The sequence below is a fragment of the Pseudoalteromonas sp. NGC95 genome (genome assembly GCF_015864705.1).
GTDB classification, from domain to species: Bacteria; Pseudomonadota; Gammaproteobacteria; order Enterobacterales; family Alteromonadaceae; genus Pseudoalteromonas; species Pseudoalteromonas arctica.
Map to the genome: position 1 here is coordinate 57,078 of NZ_JADYWR010000020.1, position 19,793 is coordinate 76,870.

Sequence of the window (19,793 nt, forward strand, 5' to 3'; positions counted from 1 at the left end):
TATTTTATAATATGAAAATTAAAACATTAAAAACTTATATTGTTCTATATTTTAGTAGCGTGAAAGAAAACGTGATTACTTAAAATGTAATTACCTTATGACATGTTTACCGTGTAGGTCGAAAAAATACACGCTGCTATGCACTGCACAGTTAAAACTTAAACAAAACAAGGTAACGGAGATAACTATGGCTCACCGAGTATCTAAATTACTTGCGGCAACAGGCGCAGTATTAACATGTATTTCTATTCCTTCGTATGCCGCTGTTAATGGGCTGACAGAACAAGATGAATTTAATATAAAACTTAGATCAATTTATTTTGACCGTGACTACGATAACGACGCAAGTGACGATTCAACTTTTGCTCAAGGTATAGAGCTCAATTACACATCGGGTTATATAAACGATTTAGTGAGTGTGGGTGTATCGACGTACACCGTGATGGATATTAATTCTACGGGTTCAGCCGCAGGTAATATTTTGCCAGCAGGTAATGAGAGCGGTGGAGTTGACGATAGCTTTTCTAAATTTGGACAATATTTTTTAGATTTTAAATTGGGCAACAACGGTCACGTTAAAGTGGGCGGGCAAAAAACCAAAAGTATGTTGCTTAAAAGCTCTGGGAGTCGGGCTATTCCTAATACTTTTAGAGGCGTTTTTGGCGATTACAAAATTGGTAACACTAAATTATACGGTTACGTTTACGATAAATGGAGCCGTCGACACGATGATAGATGGGAAGACTTTTCTACCGAACAATCGGCAACTGGTGCTATTAGCGTAATTTGGGGCGTAGGTGCTACGCATAAAAAAGACAATCTAATATTAAAGGCTGAATATTTAAATTCGCACAATTATTTAAGTAAAATCGGGTTAAAAATCAGTTACGACATTAAGCTTGAGCAAAGTAAGTTAACCCTTTCAACTGGCATATTTACCTCACAAGATGATGGTGATTTATTTGTAACAGGCGCAGAGGGTGGTGATTTAGATGATGAAGATGCACCTGGTGCATTAACAGGTTTAACCAAAAGTGAAAACGATGGATTTGCCTATTACCTAGATGCTGATTGGAAAAAAGATATTTGGAGTGTAGGTGCGGCATTTACTAAAGTAAGTGATGCTTGGATTGAAGATAATTTCAGTGGCGACCATGGTACAAACCCATTTCCAACTCGCTCATTAATTGGTGCCGATTTAACAAACCAAAATGAAACATCATGGCAAGCTCGTTTAGGAATTGATTTTAAAGCAGTATCGCCTGGCTTAACAACTAAATTTTACTACACAGACGGCAGCGATGCTGAAAACTCTGCATTGGGTAAGTTAGGTGGTACAGCCGACGAAAAATATTGGGCTGTAGATACTCGCTATAAAGTTGAGAAAATAAAAGGCTTAAGCTTACGTTGGTTATTTGTAGATTATACAACCGAAAAATCAGGCAGTGTTGATGGTGTTAAAGGCGATAGAGCTGACCATCGAGTTTATGTAGATTACACTATTAAATTTTAACATGACTTTTAATAAGCCAATGCAAATTTTATGCATTGGTTTTGTTTCCTTTTTTCATTATCTTTATGATAAAACTAACAAATCAATAATAAAAATTAAGCTAATATATGTTTTCTCTTCAACAGTGGCAATCACAGGGTCAATTTACTCAAATTAGTGGCCATCAAATTTTTACTAAAACAGCTGGTGATATAACTAAGCCTGCGCTGCTTTTAATACATGGCTTTCCAAGTGCTAGTTGGGACTGGGAAGGTATGTGGCAAACCCTTAGTGAACATTATTTTGTAATTACACTCGATATGCTAGGTTTTGGTTTGTCAGATAAACCTAAAAATGCAGGCTATAAAATTACTGAACAAGCCGACTTATATACTCAATTTTTAAAAACGTTAAATATTAATGATATACATATTTTAGCTCATGACTATGGCGATACTGTGGCTCAAGAGCTATTAGCAAGGCAAGTCGTTAGCCAAAGTGACTTTAAAATAAACAGTGTGTGCTTTTTAAATGGTGGGTTATTTCCTGAGGTGCATAAACCCTTATTTATACAAAAGCTTTTACTTTCAAAGCTAGGTTGGATAGTGCCAAAATTAATGAATAAACAAAAATTTGCCAATAATCTAGTTACTATTTTTGGTAAAAGTACACCGCCTTCAAAACAAGTGGTAGACACCCTTTGGGAGTTGCTAATTTATAAAGATGGTTTAGCCGTTATGCCTAAACTCATTAGTTATATAAAGCAGAGGCAGCAAAACAGAGAACGCTGGGTTGGTGCCATCATAAATAACAATATACCACTTACGTTTATAGCAGGCGCAGAAGACCCCATCTCTGGTAAGCATATGATTGAGCATTATAAAAAGCTGATCCCCAATGCGCGCGTACAAGAGTTTGTAGAGCTTGGGCATTATCCGCAAGTAGAAAATCCAGATGCAATTACGCAGGCTTATTTGAATTTTAGATATTGCCAATAAAAACGCGGCTACTAAATTAAGTGCCGCGTTTATAAATTTTAGAACTCTGAGTATTTAGGTTTTGAACCTTAATATTTTTGCTTTGGTGCTCTTAATTGTTTTTCAAACTCATCTGAAAACAATATCGTGCCATCATCTTCCTCTGTAGGGAAGGCAGCAATAAGTAAGTCATCTTCCTCAAGGCCTGGTGTCCAGCGACTAAACCAGTCAGCAAGTGGGATTGCTTTAGCGCTGCAGCCAGCCCATTCTCCAGTTGCCCATGCTTCTGCAAATTCACGAGTTGGCCAAACTGGCACACAGTCGTCATCTTCGTTGGCAAGCATAACGCAGCCATCATCATCGTTTAAAATCCATACTTGCTTGAACTGTTGTACGGTTTCGAACATATAGGCTAGGCGTTTTTTGGCTCCAAGCCCTAAAATTACTGCGTGTTCTTCGCTTAAATTTGGCGTTGTCATAATTAGCTCACTCTTAATTACTATTGATATTAATATATCTAAATTATATGCACACAAGTATATCGAGTTATATGACAGAGTGTTGAAAAGTTGCTATTTAATTTCAGCAATGCAGATCTAATTTGTAGATTGATCAGTATAATTTCTCACTAATTTGAGCGATCATTCAAAATAAGCTTGAATGTTTGTAAAAAGGCCACATTGTAGTAAGCATATACTTAATGAAGGATTGAAAAATGACAACTGATCTACTTGCTCCGTTTAAATTAAATAACACGATTGAGCTTAAAAACCGCGTACTTATGGCGCCATTAACGCGTTGTATGGCTGACGATAACTTAGTGCCAACACAAGATATGGTTGAATATTATGCTCGCCGTGCCGAAACCGGTTTAATTATTAGTGAAGCAACTATTATTCGTCCAGATGGACAAGGTTACCCAAATACTCCGGGTTTATTTACCAGCGAGCAAATTCAAGGTTGGAAAAAAGTAACTGACGCTGTGCACGCTAATGGCGGCAAAATGTTTGCACAGCTATGGCATGTTGGCCGTGTTGCACACCCTCACTTTTTTGATGGCGATGTACTTGCTCCATCAGCAATTGGCGTTGAAGGCTCTGTCCCTCGTATGCGTGAGCTTACATACATCACACCAAAAGCAGCCACTACTGATGATATTAAAAGTCTAGTTGCTGATTTCGCAAAAGCTGCTGAAAACGCAATTGAAGCAGGCTTTGATGGGGTAGAGATTCACGGTGCTAACGGTTATTTAGTGGACCAATTTTTACATTACGCTGCAAATACACGCAGCGACGAATATGGTCAAACGCCCGAAAACATGTCGCGTTTTGCACTAGAAGTAACCGATGCGGTTATTGCTGCTGTAGGCAGTGATCGTACTGCACTTAGATTAACACCGGGTGCTTACTTTAATATGAGCGAAGATAGTCGCGATAAAGCGGTATTTGATTACTTATTAACAGAACTTGAAAGCAGAGAATTAGCGTACTTACACGGCGGTATTTTTGACGACAGCATGCGCTTTGACTCGCTTGAAGGCAAAAGCATCTCTGAATTTTTACGTGCAGGCTACAAAGGTACATTAGTAGGCGTAGGTAGTTATAGTTTTGAGTCAGCAAAAGAAGCTATTAACGATGCTAAGTTTGACTTAATCGCTATTGGTCGCCCACTTATTGCAAACCCAGATTACATTAGCAAAATTGCAAACGGTGAAGAGTTAGTACCGTACAGCGATGAAATGCTTGCACAATTGAAATAAATTACTATTTGTAATAAGTTCTAGAAAATAATTAAGACACCCAAAGTTAAACCTTTGGGTGTCTTTTTTTGTACATATTCCCGCCATAAATCTTCCATATTTGTTTAATTTTTATGTAAATAAAGTTCATCCTCGTTGTCATATTTAAAATTCATACTGTCCGCGTTTTCATATTTCATAATTAAAATCAAACGGGACAACAATGTACGCTTTAAAAAACAAATCGCTTTTGAGCATGGCTATTGCCATGGCTGTATCAACATCTGTTCATGCTAACGACAACACCATAGAAGAAGTAACCGTGGTTGCTAAACCAACGAGCTACGCTAACAATGTTATTGAGCCTGCAATGCTTGAGCAACAAAGTTCGGTATCGAGCATATTATCGGTTATTGATAATTTACCGGGTATTAGCATAAATGAAGGTGATGCATTTGGTGGCGACGATTGGTCTACTACAATCACCATGCGTGGTTTTAGTATTGATGGAAACCAACAACAATTAGGTATGACCGTTGATGGCATTCCCAATGGTGGCTCTAATTACGGCGGTGGTGCTAAAGCTAACCGTTACTTGGAGAGTGAAAATTTAGCAACGGTAGAAGTAGGTCAAGGTACCTCTGATATTAAGTCGGCTTCACTTGAAGCACTAGGCGGGACATTTAACTTTGTAAGTAAAGACCCAAGCCTTGAAAAAGGCACTACCTTTGCTTATACATCAGGCAGCCACGATGCCACGCGTTATTACTTTAAACACGAAACAGGCACTGTTTTTGATAACACACAAGCGTATGTAAGTTACTCGCAAACAGATACAAGCCGCTGGATTGGTTCTGGCAGTAATGGCGGTAAAGACAACCAACACGCAGAGCTTAAGTTTGTATCTAATTTTGACGATTTAACACTTACTGGTCGTTTATCTTACGATGATGTAAGCGAGACAAACTATAACAGCGTAAGCCTTGAGCAGTTTGAACAAACACCCGATTGGGATCAGCTAACATGGAATTGGACGGGAGTTCCGCACTTTGACCAAATGTTTGCAGAAGGTTGGGGAACGCTTCGTGAAAATACCTTAGGCTATTTAAAATTTGAATACGCGATTTCGCCAACTTCATTATTAACCGTTAGTCCTTATTATCATAAAAATTCAGGTCGCGGCGATTGGATCCCACCTTATTTAACAACGCCGGTTGATGAAAATGGCAACCCAACAACCGAGGGTGGCACTAATGCAGGCTCTTATGGTTTTGCTGATAGTGAAGGCAACCCGCTTGCACCAAATGCCGATTGTACGCAAAGTTTGAGCTGGCCATGGGAGTCGGGTCCTGGTTTAAATCCTGCGTGTTACGATGCAACAGCAACGCCGGTTATGTCTTACCGCCATACGCATTACAACAAAGATCGTTTAGGTGTAACGGCAAATTACCAAGCTACATTTGGTGATCACGATATCGAAGCGGGCTTTTGGTATGAGCAAAGCGAACGTGATGAATCGCGTGATTGGCACAAAGTAATTGACGCGCGTATTTATCATCACTTTGATAGCACGCCTTACTGGACACAATACAAAAACACTTTTGATACCGATACATTCAAATGGTACCTACAAGACTCGATTAATTTTGGTGACTTAACATTAAATATTGGTGCAAAACAATATTTAGTTGAATTACAAAAGTACGACCACTTTGCTAACGAAAGATCAGATAAAGTAGATAGCGACTCAGACGTGTTATTTAGTGGTGGTGTATTGTATCAGCTAAATAACAGCACAGAATTATTTGCCAGTTACAGCGAGAATTTTTCAGCAATAAAAGACGGTGTACTTGAGCGAGATAGCTCAACGCTTACAAACATAGAGCCAGAAACTGCCGACAACATCGACTTTGGTGTACGTTATCAAGCTGACAGACTAACTCTTACAGCAACGGCTTACAGTGTTAAGTTTGATAACCGCATTACCTTTATTGCCCCTGGTAGTGGCACAGACGGCATTGATTACACGATTGGTACAAATGGCTCGTACGTAAATGTAGGGGGTATTGACTCAAATGGGCTCGAGCTTGCAGCAAGCTATATGCTAACACCAAGCTGGAGCGTGTACTCGTCGTATACGAATAGCAGTTCTGAGTATTCATCCGATGATCCAAATGCATACGATTCACAAGGCGTAATATTAAGAGATGAAAGTGGTAATGAGGTAGCACCAAGCTTTAGAAAAGGCGACAGCATAATAGATTCATCAGAGGATTTATTTGTGGTATCTACCGATTACTTTAGCGATGGCTTTCGTGTTGGTTTATCGGCTAAATACACCGGTGAGCGCTTAGGCGCATGGCAAGACGAAGACACTCGCACGCGCAATAAAGTAGACGGCTACACAGTACTTGATTTTAATGCAGGTTATTCAACTGACGTAGATGCCGGCCCGTTTAAAGCCATTGACGTATCGTTTGTTGTTTATAATGTTACTGACAAAAGCTACTTAGCAGGTGGTACCGGTAACGGCGCTACTTATTACATTGGTGCGCCTCGCACCGCAGCAGTTACATTTACCGCTGACTTTTAATTAGGTTTTAGTAATTGAATTAAAATAAAGCCCATCATTGATGGGCTTTATTATATGAAAGGGCGCAAACGCGATGAAAACAATTATAAAAGTAACACTATTTAGCTTAAGTGTATTAGCGAGCAACTTTGCAACAGCAGCGCAAAATGTAGTGCTGATAACGCTTGATGGAGTACGCTGGCAAGAAGTATTTAATGGGGCTGATAATAGCTTAATTAATAATACTGATTTTGTTAAAAAGCCTGAGCAATTAAAGAGACAATTTTGGGCAAAAACAGCAAATGAGCGCCAGCAATTACTTATGCCTTTTTTAACGCAAGTAGTGGCTAAACAAGGCGTAATTATTGGCGATAGAGCTAACGGCTCTACTATGTCGGTAAGTAACCCGTGGTATTTTTCATACCCTGGTTACAACGAAATACTCACCGGTGAAGTTGACGAAAGTATAAATAGTAACAACAAAGTGCTCAACCCAAATAAAACTATTTTAGAGCGTTTAGATAAGTTACCTGAGTTTAAAGGTAGCACAGCCTTATTTGGTAGTTGGGATGTATTCCCATACATTGTAAATACTAAGCGCAGTAACGTGTATGTAAATGCAGGTTTTATGTCAATTGAAGAGAATTTATTCACCGATGCGCCGCTGTTAAATGCGCTACAAAGTGAAATCCCCAGTCCTTGGTATAACGTACGACTAGACAGTTTTACATATCGCTTTGCTAAAGCGTATATGTTGGCTAAAAAGCCTAAGTTGTTAGTGATAAGTTTAGGCGAAACCGATGACTTTGCGCATGATGGTCATTACGATCAATACCTTAAATCGGCAAGGCAAAGTGACGCTTTTATAAAAGACTTATGGGCAACTATTCAAACTACAGCGGGTTATAAAAATAACACCACACTAATTATTACTACTGATCACGGCCGTGGCAATAATGCCAATGATTGGCAACATCACAGCTCTAAACGTGCACTTGCTGAGCTAGAGTTAGGTGAAAATACCTACCCAGAAGGAATTGTCGGCTCTGAACATATTTGGCTTGCAGCCATCGGCCCCGCAATAAAAGGACGGGGCTTAATTAAAACTGAAAATGAGCTTAAACAAGTACAAATAGCAGCGACCGTTTTAAAGGCTCTTGGGCAGAATCCAAATGAAATAAATTCAAATATGGCGCCAGCTATTAGCGAGATTTTAAAATGAAGAACCTATTAAAACCATTAACCCTATCTGCCTTGGTGCTGAGTTTGGCTATTAGCGCGAGTGTTAATGCCGCGCCATCTAAAATCCTATTTGGTTCGTGTGGGCATCAAGATAAAAACATACCCATATTTAATGCAATTAACAAAGAGCAGGGGGATTTGTTTATATTTTTGGGTGACAATATTTACGGCGATACCAACGATATGGATATACTTGCCGATAAATACCAACTTTTAGGGGCAAAGGCGGGTTTTAAAATCTTGAAAGAGCAAACGCCTATTATTGCTATGTGGGATGACCACGATTATGGCCAAAACGATGCAGGTAAAGAGTATCCGCATAAAGAGCAATCACGCCAAATTATGCTTAATTTTTGGGATGAACCTGTAAACTCAGCGCGTCGCACTCGTCCTGATGGAATTTATACCTCGTACATGTATGGTGAAAATGAGCAAACCATACAAGTAATAATGCCTGATTTACGTTGGAACCGTGATGCGCTAAACCATGTAGGTGAGCTTGAATACTACACTAAGCGCAAACTTAATAACCAAGGCCCGTATAGTCCTAGTGAAGTGAAGGGCGCATCCATGCTAGGTGAAGCCCAGTGGCAATGGCTTGAACAAGAGCTTTAAAAAGCCTGCTGCAATAAAATTGATTGCCTCAAGCTTACAGCTTTTACCCGATTTTACAGGTTGGGAGTCATGGGCAAACTTTCCTGAAGATAGAAACCGTTTATTTGCATTGATTAAAAAGCATAAGGTAAATGGGGTAGTGATCATCAGCGGCGATACGCACTGGGGTGAAATATCAAAGTATCAGCAAAACCTTGATTACCCATTAATTGAGATGACCAGCTCTGGCTTAACTGAAAAGTGGAAAGATGTAAGCCCTAACAAACACCGAGTAGGGAATTTTACTCATAACGTAAATTATGGTGATTTAAGCATAGACTGGCAGCAAATTGACCCCACTATTTCACTTAAATTAAAAGGCATTGATGGCGAAGTAATAATGCAAAGTGACTTTAGTTTATCAAGTATTAGCCCTTATAAATAAACTCACTACTACGCACAGTATATAAAATAGATGCTGTGCGTATAAAATCTGTAAGTTAGTTCTTAACTCTCTGATTTATTAAAGCCAATTACCCGTTTGCGCTACCCCTAATATTGAAAATATCTTACACTGGTTTTATCTCAAGCAAGGTCAGTGTTATATGCTAAATATTATTCAATCAAACCGGATGGAAGCCCTGCAAGCGCAGTTCCACCAGCTGTTAAAAATAAACCCATTGCAAAGCCCGTTCGACAAAGAAGTAGTGCTAGTGCAATCGCCGGGTATGTCGCAGTGGTTAAAAATAGGTTTGAGCGAAAACTTAGGGGTTGCGGCGCAGGTAGATTTTCCGCTGCCGTCGAGCTTTATTTGGCAGTTGTATCAGCAATTACTGCCAAATGTCCCTAAAGAGTCGGCATTTAATAAGCCCAACCTTGCTTGGAAGCTGTTCGCAATTTTACCAACCTGTATTGACGAGCCATTATATTTGCCGCTAAAAACTTATTTAGAGGGCGATATCGACGGGCAAAAAACCTTTGCGCTGTGCGAAAAAATAGCCGATGTGTACGACCAATATTTAATGTACCGACCGCACTGGATAGCCACATGGGATAGCGGCAAAGATGACCTTGATGACGTAGATGTAGCCATTGCCCCATGGCAACCTGATTTATGGCGACGCATTGTAAAACTAAGCCAAGAACTTGGGCAAAGCCAATTTCATCGCGCTAATATGCAAGGGCAGTTACTTGCAGCACTTGAGACTATGGACAATAGCATACTGCCACAACGCATTAGCATATTTGGTATATCGGCGATTGCCAGCTCCCAGCTAGACGTATTTGAAGCGCTGAGTAAAAAAACAGAGGTTATATTATTCTTTTTTAACCCGAGTGAGCATTACTGGGGCGATATTATAGATGAAAAAACAGCAGCTAAAATAAGCGCTAAATACGCTAAAATGCCGCTGGTGGAAGCGCAACAAAAAAAACACACCAACCCAGATGAAGAATACTACTTTATTGGTAATCCGTTGTTATCGTCGTGGGGTAAATTAGGTCGCGACTATTTTGAGCAACTCGTACAGTTAGATGCCCGTTGGATTGACGGTTTTATTGATGTGTTTGACGACACCTTACTAGGGCAAGTACAAAGCGAGATTTATCAGCTTGCGTTTAAAGGCGAATCGCTGACCGATAACAAAGAGTGGTTTATAAACGACGAAGGTAAGTTACCAATAAGTGCAACCGACACCAGTATTACGCTAAGCGATTGCCATACACCGCTCAGAGAAGTTGAGCGCTTGCACGACTACTTACTTAACTTATTTAATCAAAACCCAACGCTTACCCCCAAAGATATAATTGTCATGATGCCCGATGTAGGCACTTACAGCCCTTACATTGAAGCCGTATTTGGCGGGGCACAAGGCAGCCGCTTTATTCCTTACGCATTGGCCGATTTAGCCATAGAGCAAGAAAAGCCTGTCCTTAGTTCATTTGCGAGTTTAGCTAACTTACCGTTTTCGCGCTTTGGTGTGTCGGATATTCTCGATTTATTACAAGTGACGCAAATAGCCGAAAAATTTGGGCTTGAAGCACACGAATACGAGCAAATTCAATACTGGCTTGAACGTGTAGGCGTTAAATGGGGTATAAACGCAGCGCATAAAAGCAGTTTTGATTTACCTGCTATCGATTTAAATACCTGGCAACACGGGCTCAACCGTTTACTGCTTGGCATTGCCATGCGCGACGAACAATGCCCGTTTAACGGTATTTACAGCGCTGATGAAGTAGAAGGCATGGCGCTTGATACACTCAATAAGCTCGTACACTTTATTGATGTACTGCAAAGCTTTAAAGAGCAGCTAACGCCGGATGACACGCTCACTAATAAAGCGCATATTTTAAGCGAGCTATTAAACGCCATATACGAAAGTGAAAGCGATGACAGTTGGGATTTATTAGTACTTCAAAACGTGCTCGAAGAGTTACAAAAGCACCACGACAACGGCGATTACAGCAAAGCGGTTTCGCAGCGTATTGTTAGTTACTTAGTTAAACAAGGCATTCAAGAAAAAGGCGTAGGGCAGCGATTTTTGGTTGGGCAAGTAAACTTTTGTACGCTTATGCCCATGCGCGCCGTACCATTCAAAGTGGTATGCATGCTGGGCTTAAACGATGCCGACTACCCGCGTAACGTACAGCCTATTGGTTTTGACTTAGTGCCTTATTCTAAAAAGCAAAAAGGTGACCGATCACGTAAATTAGATGACCGTTACTTATTTTTAGAAGCGCTATTAAGTGCTCGCGACAACTTATACATGAGTTACATTGGTCGCTCGTGTTTTGATAACCAACCGCGCATGCCATCAACGCTTGTAAGTGAGCTGTTAGAATATATTGGGCGTAGTTTTGTATTAAGCGATAAAAGTGAAAAAACGCTGCCCGCATGTCTAATTAATCAGCAGCATTTACAGCCCTTTAATAGCCATTACTATTTAGCCGATGAGCAAGCCAATACTGTGCTGAGCAACCACAGCTACAATCCAATTTGGCTGCCAAGTGAGTCAATTAAACCACAACCGGTTATTGCGCTTGATGTGAGTGTACCAGATCAGTTAGATCTTGATGTGTTTATTAGAAGTGTGTGCAGCGCACAAGAGAGCTTTTATCAACAAACATTAGGTTTACGTCTGCCACAATTTAACGAAGTAGCAAAAGACGAAGAGCCATTTAGTTTAGATGCGCTGCGCCGTTATTTTTACCTTGATGAAATACTTAAAGCCAATATAAACGAGCAACCACTGAGTACCGAGCAAATACTGCAGCGGGGTGAGTTACCTCAAGCCAATGTAGGCAGCCTCATATTTGAGAGTATGGAGCACCGAGTTGATGCGCTTGCAGGGCAAGTTAAAGAGCATATTAAAAGCGGGAAAAGTGAGCCGATAGAAGTTTTGCTTACCATTGAAGGCACCAAAATAGAGGGCTGGCTCAATCATGTTTATTTGCAAAAACAAGTGTTTTACCGCAGTGCGAGTATTAAAGCGAAAGATTTAATTAAAGGCTTTATTTATCACCTTGCAGCGCAAAGTATGGATCAACAAGTAGAAACATTGTTACTTGGGCTCGATAAGCAAATTACCTTTGCGCCCATAAACAAAGCCGATGCGGATGCACTATTAGCCGATTGGTTTGAGTTATACAAAGCGCTGCGCGCAGAGCCTGTGCCGTTTTTTCCGGTAAGTGGTTATGAATACGTTAAAAGCGGCGGCGATATAACAAAAGCAATGAGCAAATTTAGCCCGCAATACATAGGGCGAGGCGAGGGCGAAAACCCGTATATTCGCTTAACGGTGCAATCGCTAAATGACTGCCAAGAAGAATTTATAAAATGGAGTGATAAATTGCTCACGCCTTTATTTGAACACGCAAAGGAGAGTGACCATGCAAGCGCTTAATCCTCTTACTATGCCGCTCATTGGTCAAAGTTTAATAGAAGCCAGTGCGGGTACTGGTAAAACTTATACAATTACGGGACTGTATTTACGTTACTTACTAGGTATGCAAATAGAAGGTGAGTTAAATACGCCGCTCAGTGTTGAGCAAATTTTGGTAGTAACCTTTACCGACGCTGCCACCCAAGAAATTAAAGACCGCGTGCGCAGCCGAATTATTGCTGCGCGCGACGCATTGCTTGGGCAAGACCCAAACGACGAACTCATTGAAGGCGTAATTGCCAAAATTGATGATAAACACCGTGCTTTTAATTTACTCGATGCGGCTGCTAAATCAATGGACGAAGCCGCTATTTTTACTATTCATGGCTTTTGTCAGCGGATGCTAAAACAACATGCGTTTGAGTCGGGTGTGGCGTTTAATCTCGAATTTATTTTAGATGAGCGCGACATACTGCTCGAAACTATTAAAGATTTTTGGCGTGCGTTTGTATACCCACTTAACAAAGAACGCACCGATGCTATTTTAGAGGTATTTGCCGCACCAGAGGCTTTATTCGCTCAAGTGGCGAGCATTTTAAATAAAGCTAATGCGCACATTACGCCACAAATAAATTTAGACGATGTGTGGAAAGCCCGCGACGAGTACATAACCCGTGTACCCGCATTTAAAAAAGCGGTGTTAGAGCAAGAGTTTATCGGTGCTATTAAAGGCTCGGGTTTAAGCGGGTCTAAAACGCCAGCACGAAAAGGCAGCCTTAGTGCGCTTGAGGCATTTTGTTTAGGCGGCGATTTGTTTTTTGAATTTGGCACTAGCAAGTATTCGTTTGAAGTATGGAGTACAGAAAACTTAAGCGATGCAGGCAACTATAAAAAAAACCAGCCATTATTTATGCATCCATTACTGAGTCAGTTTGACGAGCTTGCCGCCCTTAATAACACCATAAACCAAGGGCTTAAAATAGCAGTTATACAACATGCAGCACGCTGGGTAAAAGCCGCAATAGTTAAGCGCAAGCAAGAGCAAAGCGTGATCACCCCTGATGACTTACTGACCAATTTACACAGTGCGCTTAATAACGAGCAAGGCGACGTACTAGCGCAAAAAATTGCGCAATTGTTTCCGGTTGCCATGATTGATGAATTCCAAGATACCGATCCGATTCAGTACGGTATTTTTAGTAAAATTTATGGGCAACAAAACACCACGCTTGCCATGATAGGCGACCCCAAGCAGGCTATTTATGGCTTTAGGGGCGCAGATATTTTCACCTACATTGGCGCAAAAGAAGCTGTACAGACTGATCAGCAATTTACGCTGGGTACTAACTTTCGCTCAAGCACTGATATAGTAAATAGCGTTAATAGTTTATTTGGCAAACACGCTAACAGCTTTATTTATAACGATGCCATACCGTTTAACGCAGTAGCTGCTAAAGGTAAAAAAGCGGAAGACTCTTTTTTAATTGATGGCAAAGCCGCGACCGCATTCGAATTTAATGTATTTGTGGATGAAGCCGCAGACGAAAAAAACAAACCAACCAACAAAGGTGTAGGGCAAGCACATTTAGCCACTCACTTTGCTAATAAAATAGTGACCCTGCTTGAAAAAGCAAAACAAGGGGATGCGTGTATTGGCAGTACCCCTGTAAGCGCTGCCGATATTTGTATATTAGTGCGCGACCGTGTTGAAGCGCAAATAATGAAAAAAGCGCTTAGCGAAGCCAAAATAGCCAGTGTGTATTTATCGCGCGAGAGCGTTTTTAGCCAAGAGCTTAGCCATCACCTACTTAACTTTTTAACAGCGCTGCATGGTCAATATGACGAGTCATTGCTGCGCGGTGTTTTAGCGGGTCCGCTATTTTGTTTAAGTTATAACGAAATACATGCACTCGCCGATGATGAGAATAAATGGCAAGACTACTTAAACTTTTTTGCACAACTTAGCCACATTTGGAACAAGCAAGGCGCTATGGCAATGCTTGAGCGCTTAATGAGCCATAACCAGCTTAGCGCTAAATGGCAAGGTTTAGGTTATAACGTTGAGCGTTGGCTGACGGACTTTAGGCACTTGGGCGAAATACTTCAGCAAAAACAAATAGAGCTTGAAGGCACGCTGCGTTTACTGCGATGGTTTGCACAAAAGGTAAGCCAACAAGACGGTGAAACAGTACAAGTGCGCCTAGAAAGTGACGCCAACTTAGTTAAAATTGTCACTATGCATGCCTCAAAGGGGCTTGAATACCCACTGGTATTTATGCCGTTTGCCAGTGGCTATCGCGAAACAAAAGAAGCGCTTTATCATAATAATGGCAAGCTAGTTTACGATTTAAGTAAAGACGAAGATGCCCTTCAAAAAGCAGAGCAAGAGCGCCTAGCTGAAGATTTACGCCTGCTTTATGTAGCACTTACTCGCGCCGTACATTTTTGTGCGCTTGGTGTTTATAACATAGGGCAAGGACAAAGTAGCCGCTTGGCTATGCAAAGTAGTGCACTTGGGCATGTTTTATTTGCAGGGCTTGAACTTGCCAGTAGCCAAACATGGCGCACGCATTTAAGTGAGTTTTGCGACGCTAACAGCGCGATGAGCTATCAGCAATTTACCTCACAAACATTATTAGAGCAGGGAACACTTTGTTTTAATAACAGTGAAAGCGCGCAGCAAACGTTAAGTGTTAATAAAGTAACGGCAAATATTGAGCGTAACTGGCGAGCAACTAGCTTTAGTGCATTGAGCTTTAAAAAGCACAGCGACCAATTAGCCCCAGGGCGAAGTGATGAAGATCACGAAAAAGACGAGTTTGCAGTGCAAGAGGATGAACTGCCATCACCTTATAGTTTTCCTAAAGGGCCAAAGCCGGGTAGCTGTTTGCACGAGATATTTGAACAAATAGATTTTATTAGCCCAATAGTTCACCCAACTAATACCGAGCAAAACTTATCTGAGGTAGTTAAGCGCAGTCTTGAAAAGTATCACATAGGTGAGCAATGGCGAGAAGTGGCTGAAAAATGGGTGCTTGATGTGCTTGCGTGTCCTCTAGATAAAAGCTCTCTAGAAAACAGCCTTCTTTCATTGGGTGTGCTTACACCCAATGATTGCCTAGTCGAAATGGAGTTTAATTTACCCCTTGAGAGCTTAAGTGCACCTAAGCTAAACGAAATGCTGGTTAAACATTTTGGCTTTACGCAAAGTAAGCTTGAATTTTCACAGGTAAAAGGTTTGTTAAAGGGCTTTGTCGATTTAATATTTTGCTACCAAGGCAAGTATTATATTTTAGATTATAAGTCTAATTATTTAGGCAGTACGCCAGCTGATTACGAAGGCGATATGCTTGAGCAAGCAATGAGCAGTCATCAGTATCATTTACAGTATTTAATTTACACGGTAGCGCTGCATCGTTTATTAAAACAACGTATAGCTGATTACTCAATAGAAACCCATTTAGGCGGCGTGTATTACACGTTTTTACGTGGAATGCCGACAGGGCAAGGCGTGTACTTTAAAAAGCTAACTGTAGAGCAAGTAACTATTTTAGATGGCTTATTTAGCCAAGGAGCTATGCTATGAGCGATTTAAATGAGCAACCTGGCTTGTTTGACGATATAGACGAGACACTTAATAATGAAGCCGCAGAGCCTCTTACTTCAAAAAATGTAGCACAAGATGCCCCATTAGAGGACATTGTGTTAAATAATACGATTACCGAAGTCCCGTTACTTGAGTATTTATTAGCGCAAAATCGACTACGTGTAGTTGATGTTAAACTCGCAGAATTACTGTGTGCTAATGACATTGAGCAAACTCACAATCAACTGTTTTATATTATTTTATTGCTGTGCTTATCGCAGCAAAGCCAGCATAGCTGCCTAACCTTAAATGAAGTTGATTGGAGTAATCCTTTTAATTTGCGCAAAAGCGACTTTAATAAACTCGATGGCAATGTACCCAGTACGCTAAGCCCGTTTAGTGATAATTTTAATGTACACACAGCGCTTAATTATTTACAAAGCCATGAAAGCGTGGGCGAAAATAAACCACTGCAGCTGTTTAACGAGCGACTTTATTTTGCGCGCCTTGCCGGTTATGAGCAAACACTCGCGGATAGACTATTAAGCATGAGCGAGCGAAAGCTCAATATTAATAATGAAGTATTGGCTGAACTTTTAAATACCTATTTTCCTGCTGATTCAACAATTGAAACTGATTGGCAAAAAGTGGCGTGTGCGATTGCGGCCACCAAAGGCTTTAGTGTGATCACGGGTGGCCCAGGTACAGGTAAAACTACCACAGTGACTAAGTTGCTGGCTATTTTGCAGTCACTTTATGAAACAGCACCCCTTAGTATTAAGTTGGTGGCCCCTACAGGTAAAGCCGCTGCAAGATTAAGTGAATCTATTTTAGGTGCCAAAAATAAGCTCACAACGATTCCTGATGATATAAAAACGCTGATCCCGCAAAGCGCTCAAACTATTCATCGCTTATTGGGTGTAAAACCGTTTACTAATAAATTTAGGCATAACAAAAGTAATCCGCTGCATTTAGATGTACTAATTATTGATGAAGCCAGTATGGTCGATCTATCGCTTATGGCTAAATTAATAGAAGCACTTCCTGCGCACGCGCGATTAATACTCCTAGGTGACAAGGATCAGCTTGCCTCGGTAGATACCGGCAGCGTAATGAGCGATTTATGCCAAGGTTTAACACTTGGGCAAACGCCAAGCTACTCGCAAGCACGTTGTGATGAGCTAAATAGCTTATGTTTTAATAATGAGCCTAAGCTCGTAGCGCAAAGCGTGAGTGAATTTAAACTCGCAGATTGCATTGCCTTTTTACAACACAGTTATCGATTTGATGCACAAAGCGGCATTGGTCAACTCGCACTTGCGGTAAACACCAATAACACCGGTATTTTAAATTACGTAGAGCAAGAAAGTAGTGAAGGGCGCTTTAACGATGTAATTTTAGATTACGACTTTGTAGCAAAACCAATTGAAAAGCTCGTTAAAAGTGCAGCAAGTCATTATGCAAAGTACCTTAACTTAATAGCTCAAGGTGCAAGTGTTGCACAGGTACATGCTGCTTTTGCTAGTTATCAGCTTTTAGCTGCGGTACGAGAGGGCGATTACGGCGTGCATAGCTTAAATCAGCGAATAGAGCGCGTGTTGCAACAGCAAGGTTTAATTACCGTAAGTCCTAATACTCACCACTACACGGGTATGCCTATTATGGTGAGCCAAAACGATTATCAACTTAAGTTATTTAACGGTGATATTGGTATTTTAATGCCTGATGAAAGTAATCAACTCAAAGCCATATTTATTGATGAGCAAGGTAATCAACGAGCATTTTCGCCAGCACGACTCCCTGCGCACGATAAAGTCTATGTAATGACTATTCATAAATCACAAGGTTCAGAGTTTAGCTACACAGCCATGGTACTGCCACCGCTAAAACAAGCGCGCATGGGTATTAACAGGCAATTAGTGTATACGGGAATAACCCGCGCTAAAAATAAGTTTGAGCTGGTGGCTGACAAAAAAGTACTGCAATTAGCAATGAATAAAAGCGTATCGAGAGCGTCTGGATTGTATGAAAGATTAAAGTTTGAGAATTAAAAGTTCTGCTGGGACATAGAAGTTATTTTATTGATGTATCCACATATTTGTAGATACCAGTGTTTATGTATTGGCTATTTTAAAACTTTCTGAATCTAGTAATTAAAGCTCTTATTATTTATCGCGTTATAAATAATATCTTCTATAATAAAATTAATTTCATTTCATATCGAATGTATTAGTAGGGATATTAATGTTTTTTTCTAAAAATAAACAAAACGAAATAGCTTCTCTAAAAGCTGAACTTTACCCATTACAACAAGTGTGGGAAGGGCTTTACCGAGAGATGTTAGTACTAAACATTCTTTATGATGGCCGAATTTCGCACGCCAATGATAAGTTTTTAGAAAACCTAGGCTACAGTGAAGATGATCTAACTAATAATTCTTTTGACGATTTTATTACAGATTCGTCTCGTCAATCTTCAGAATTTAAAAGCCTACAGCAAGCTATTAAAAAAGAAGGGCATTGGGGCGGTGCATTGCAAGTTATGCGCAGCGATGGTAAAGCTGAATGGTTACGTTTAATAGTACATCCAGTAAAAGGGGAGCAAGATCAGTTGCTCTATTTTTCTATATTCGGAAGTGTACTTACAAAAACAATTACGGCTTCTCGCGAGCAAAGCGATACTATTAAAGCGATATATCGCTCTATGGCGGTAATTGAATTTGATTTAGAGGGCCATGTCTTAAAAGCAAATGATCAGTTTTTAGCTGCAATGGGTTATCAAGAAAGTGAAATACTAGGTAAACATCACCGTACGTTTTGTGAGGCTTCAGAGTATAACTCCCAAGAGTATCTGCAATTTTGGGCTAAATTAAGAGAAGGTAAGTTTATTGCTGAGCGTTTTAAGCGTGTAGATAAACATGGCAACATTGTTTGGCTAGAAGCGTCATATAACCCAATCTCAAATGACGCGAATGAGCTTTATAAAGTGATGAAGTTTGCAACTGTTATCACTGATCAAGTAAATCAAGAAATTGCGATATCACAAGCTGCCGAAATTGCTTATAGCACCTCAACCCAAACTGATAAAAAAGCAGAGCAAGGCGCGAGCGTTATACAAGATACAGTCGCAGTAATGACTGAGCTGGCTATTAACATGGAGCAAGCTGCAAATGAAATTTCAGCGCTTGATCAGCAGTCGCAACAAATATCGAGTATTGTACAAAGCATTAGTAGTATTGCTGAGCAAACAAATTTATTAGCATTAAATGCCGCAATTGAAGCGGCAAGAGCTGGCGAGCAGGGGCGAGGCTTTGCTGTGGTTGCAGATGAAGTGCGATTGCTTGCATCGCGTACCTCAAAAGCAACAGAAGAAATTGTAGAAGTTGTACAGCGCAACCAATCACAAACCCAAAATACGGTGGCTGTAATAGAAAAAGGTAAAGAGAAGGCAGAGCAAGGCTTGGCGTTATCTAAAGAATCTGGTGAAGTGATGCAAGAGATCCAACAAGGTGCACAAGAAGTTGTAAATGCGATTGGGCAATTTACCAGTGAACTTAAAGCTAACGGTTAGATTAGCTTCGTCCTTATTGAGCCTGTAACGGATTCTGTGTAACTGCCCGTTGTTAGATTTTAAATATGCTTACTGAGGCGTTCCTCAAATTCAATGATAAAACGACTCATTGCATTACGCCAGTCTCGAATTGGCATC

Annotated in this window: 10 protein-coding genes and 1 pseudogene; 10 read left to right on the forward strand and 1 reads right to left on the reverse strand. The window is 40.5% G+C overall.

All coding sequences use genetic code 11. The annotated features are described in order from the left end of the window. Positions 1-187: 187 nt before the first annotated feature. Positions 188-1,513, forward strand: coding sequence for an OprD family outer membrane porin (locus tag I6E70_RS16335; protein WP_197189203.1), 1,326 nt, complete (start codon positions 188-190; stop codon positions 1,511-1,513). A 107-nt stretch (positions 1,514-1,620) separates the two neighbouring features. Further along, positions 1,621-2,490, forward strand: a complete 870-nt coding sequence (locus tag I6E70_RS16340) for an alpha/beta fold hydrolase (protein WP_007585607.1) — start codon at positions 1,621-1,623, stop codon at positions 2,488-2,490. A 68-nt stretch (positions 2,491-2,558) separates the two neighbouring features. On the opposite strand, the gene I6E70_RS16345 is transcribed toward I6E70_RS16340, so the two are convergent. Further along, positions 2,559-2,948 (reverse strand): DUF2750 domain-containing protein, encoded by a 390-nt coding sequence (locus tag I6E70_RS16345; protein WP_010554046.1) that lies wholly within the window; start codon positions 2,946-2,948, stop codon positions 2,559-2,561. A 236-nt stretch (positions 2,949-3,184) separates the two neighbouring features. On the opposite strand from I6E70_RS16345, the gene I6E70_RS16350 reads away from it, so the two are divergent. The 8 genes and pseudogenes from I6E70_RS16350 to I6E70_RS16385 all read left to right on the forward strand — a co-directional run bounded on the left by I6E70_RS16350 (position 3,185) and on the right by I6E70_RS16385 (position 19,655). Next, positions 3,185-4,228, forward strand: a complete 1,044-nt coding sequence (locus tag I6E70_RS16350) for an alkene reductase (protein WP_007585611.1) — start codon at positions 3,185-3,187, stop codon at positions 4,226-4,228. Positions 4,229-4,430: 202 nt separating this feature from the next. Beyond that, the gene (locus I6E70_RS16355; protein ID WP_197151206.1) at positions 4,431-6,800 is read left to right on the forward strand and encodes a TonB-dependent receptor domain-containing protein; all 2,370 of its coding nucleotides are present in this window, start codon (positions 4,431-4,433) and stop codon (positions 6,798-6,800) included. 73 nt (positions 6,801-6,873) lie between these two features. After that, positions 6,874-8,001: an alkaline phosphatase family protein gene (locus I6E70_RS16360; RefSeq protein ID WP_197189204.1), complete on the forward strand. Its 1,128-nt coding sequence runs from the start codon at positions 6,874-6,876 to the stop codon at positions 7,999-8,001. Further along, positions 7,998-9,060, forward strand: a pseudogene (locus I6E70_RS16365) (alkaline phosphatase D family protein). The gene I6E70_RS16360 and the pseudogene I6E70_RS16365 overlap by 4 nt, the downstream one beginning before the upstream one ends. A 160-nt stretch (positions 9,061-9,220) precedes the next feature. Then, positions 9,221-12,520, forward strand: a complete 3,300-nt coding sequence (gene recC / locus I6E70_RS16370) for an exodeoxyribonuclease V subunit gamma (RefSeq protein ID WP_197189205.1) — start codon at positions 9,221-9,223, stop codon at positions 12,518-12,520. After that, positions 12,507-16,085: an exodeoxyribonuclease V subunit beta gene (gene recB / locus I6E70_RS16375; protein WP_197189206.1), complete on the forward strand. Its 3,579-nt coding sequence runs from the start codon at positions 12,507-12,509 to the stop codon at positions 16,083-16,085. Before recC ends, recB begins: the two co-directional genes overlap by 14 nt. Beyond that, positions 16,082-18,136 carry an exodeoxyribonuclease V subunit alpha gene (recD, locus tag I6E70_RS16380; protein WP_197189207.1) on the forward strand — a complete coding sequence of 685 codons (2,055 nt, stop codon included), beginning with the start codon at positions 16,082-16,084 and terminating at the stop codon, positions 18,134-18,136. Before recB ends, recD begins: the two co-directional genes overlap by 4 nt. 193 nt (positions 18,137-18,329) lie before the next feature. Continuing rightward, on the forward strand, positions 18,330-19,655 hold the full coding sequence (locus I6E70_RS16385; RefSeq protein ID WP_007585625.1) for a methyl-accepting chemotaxis protein: 1,326 nt from the start codon (positions 18,330-18,332) through the stop codon (positions 19,653-19,655). The last annotated feature ends 138 nt before the right edge of the window (positions 19,656-19,793 follow it).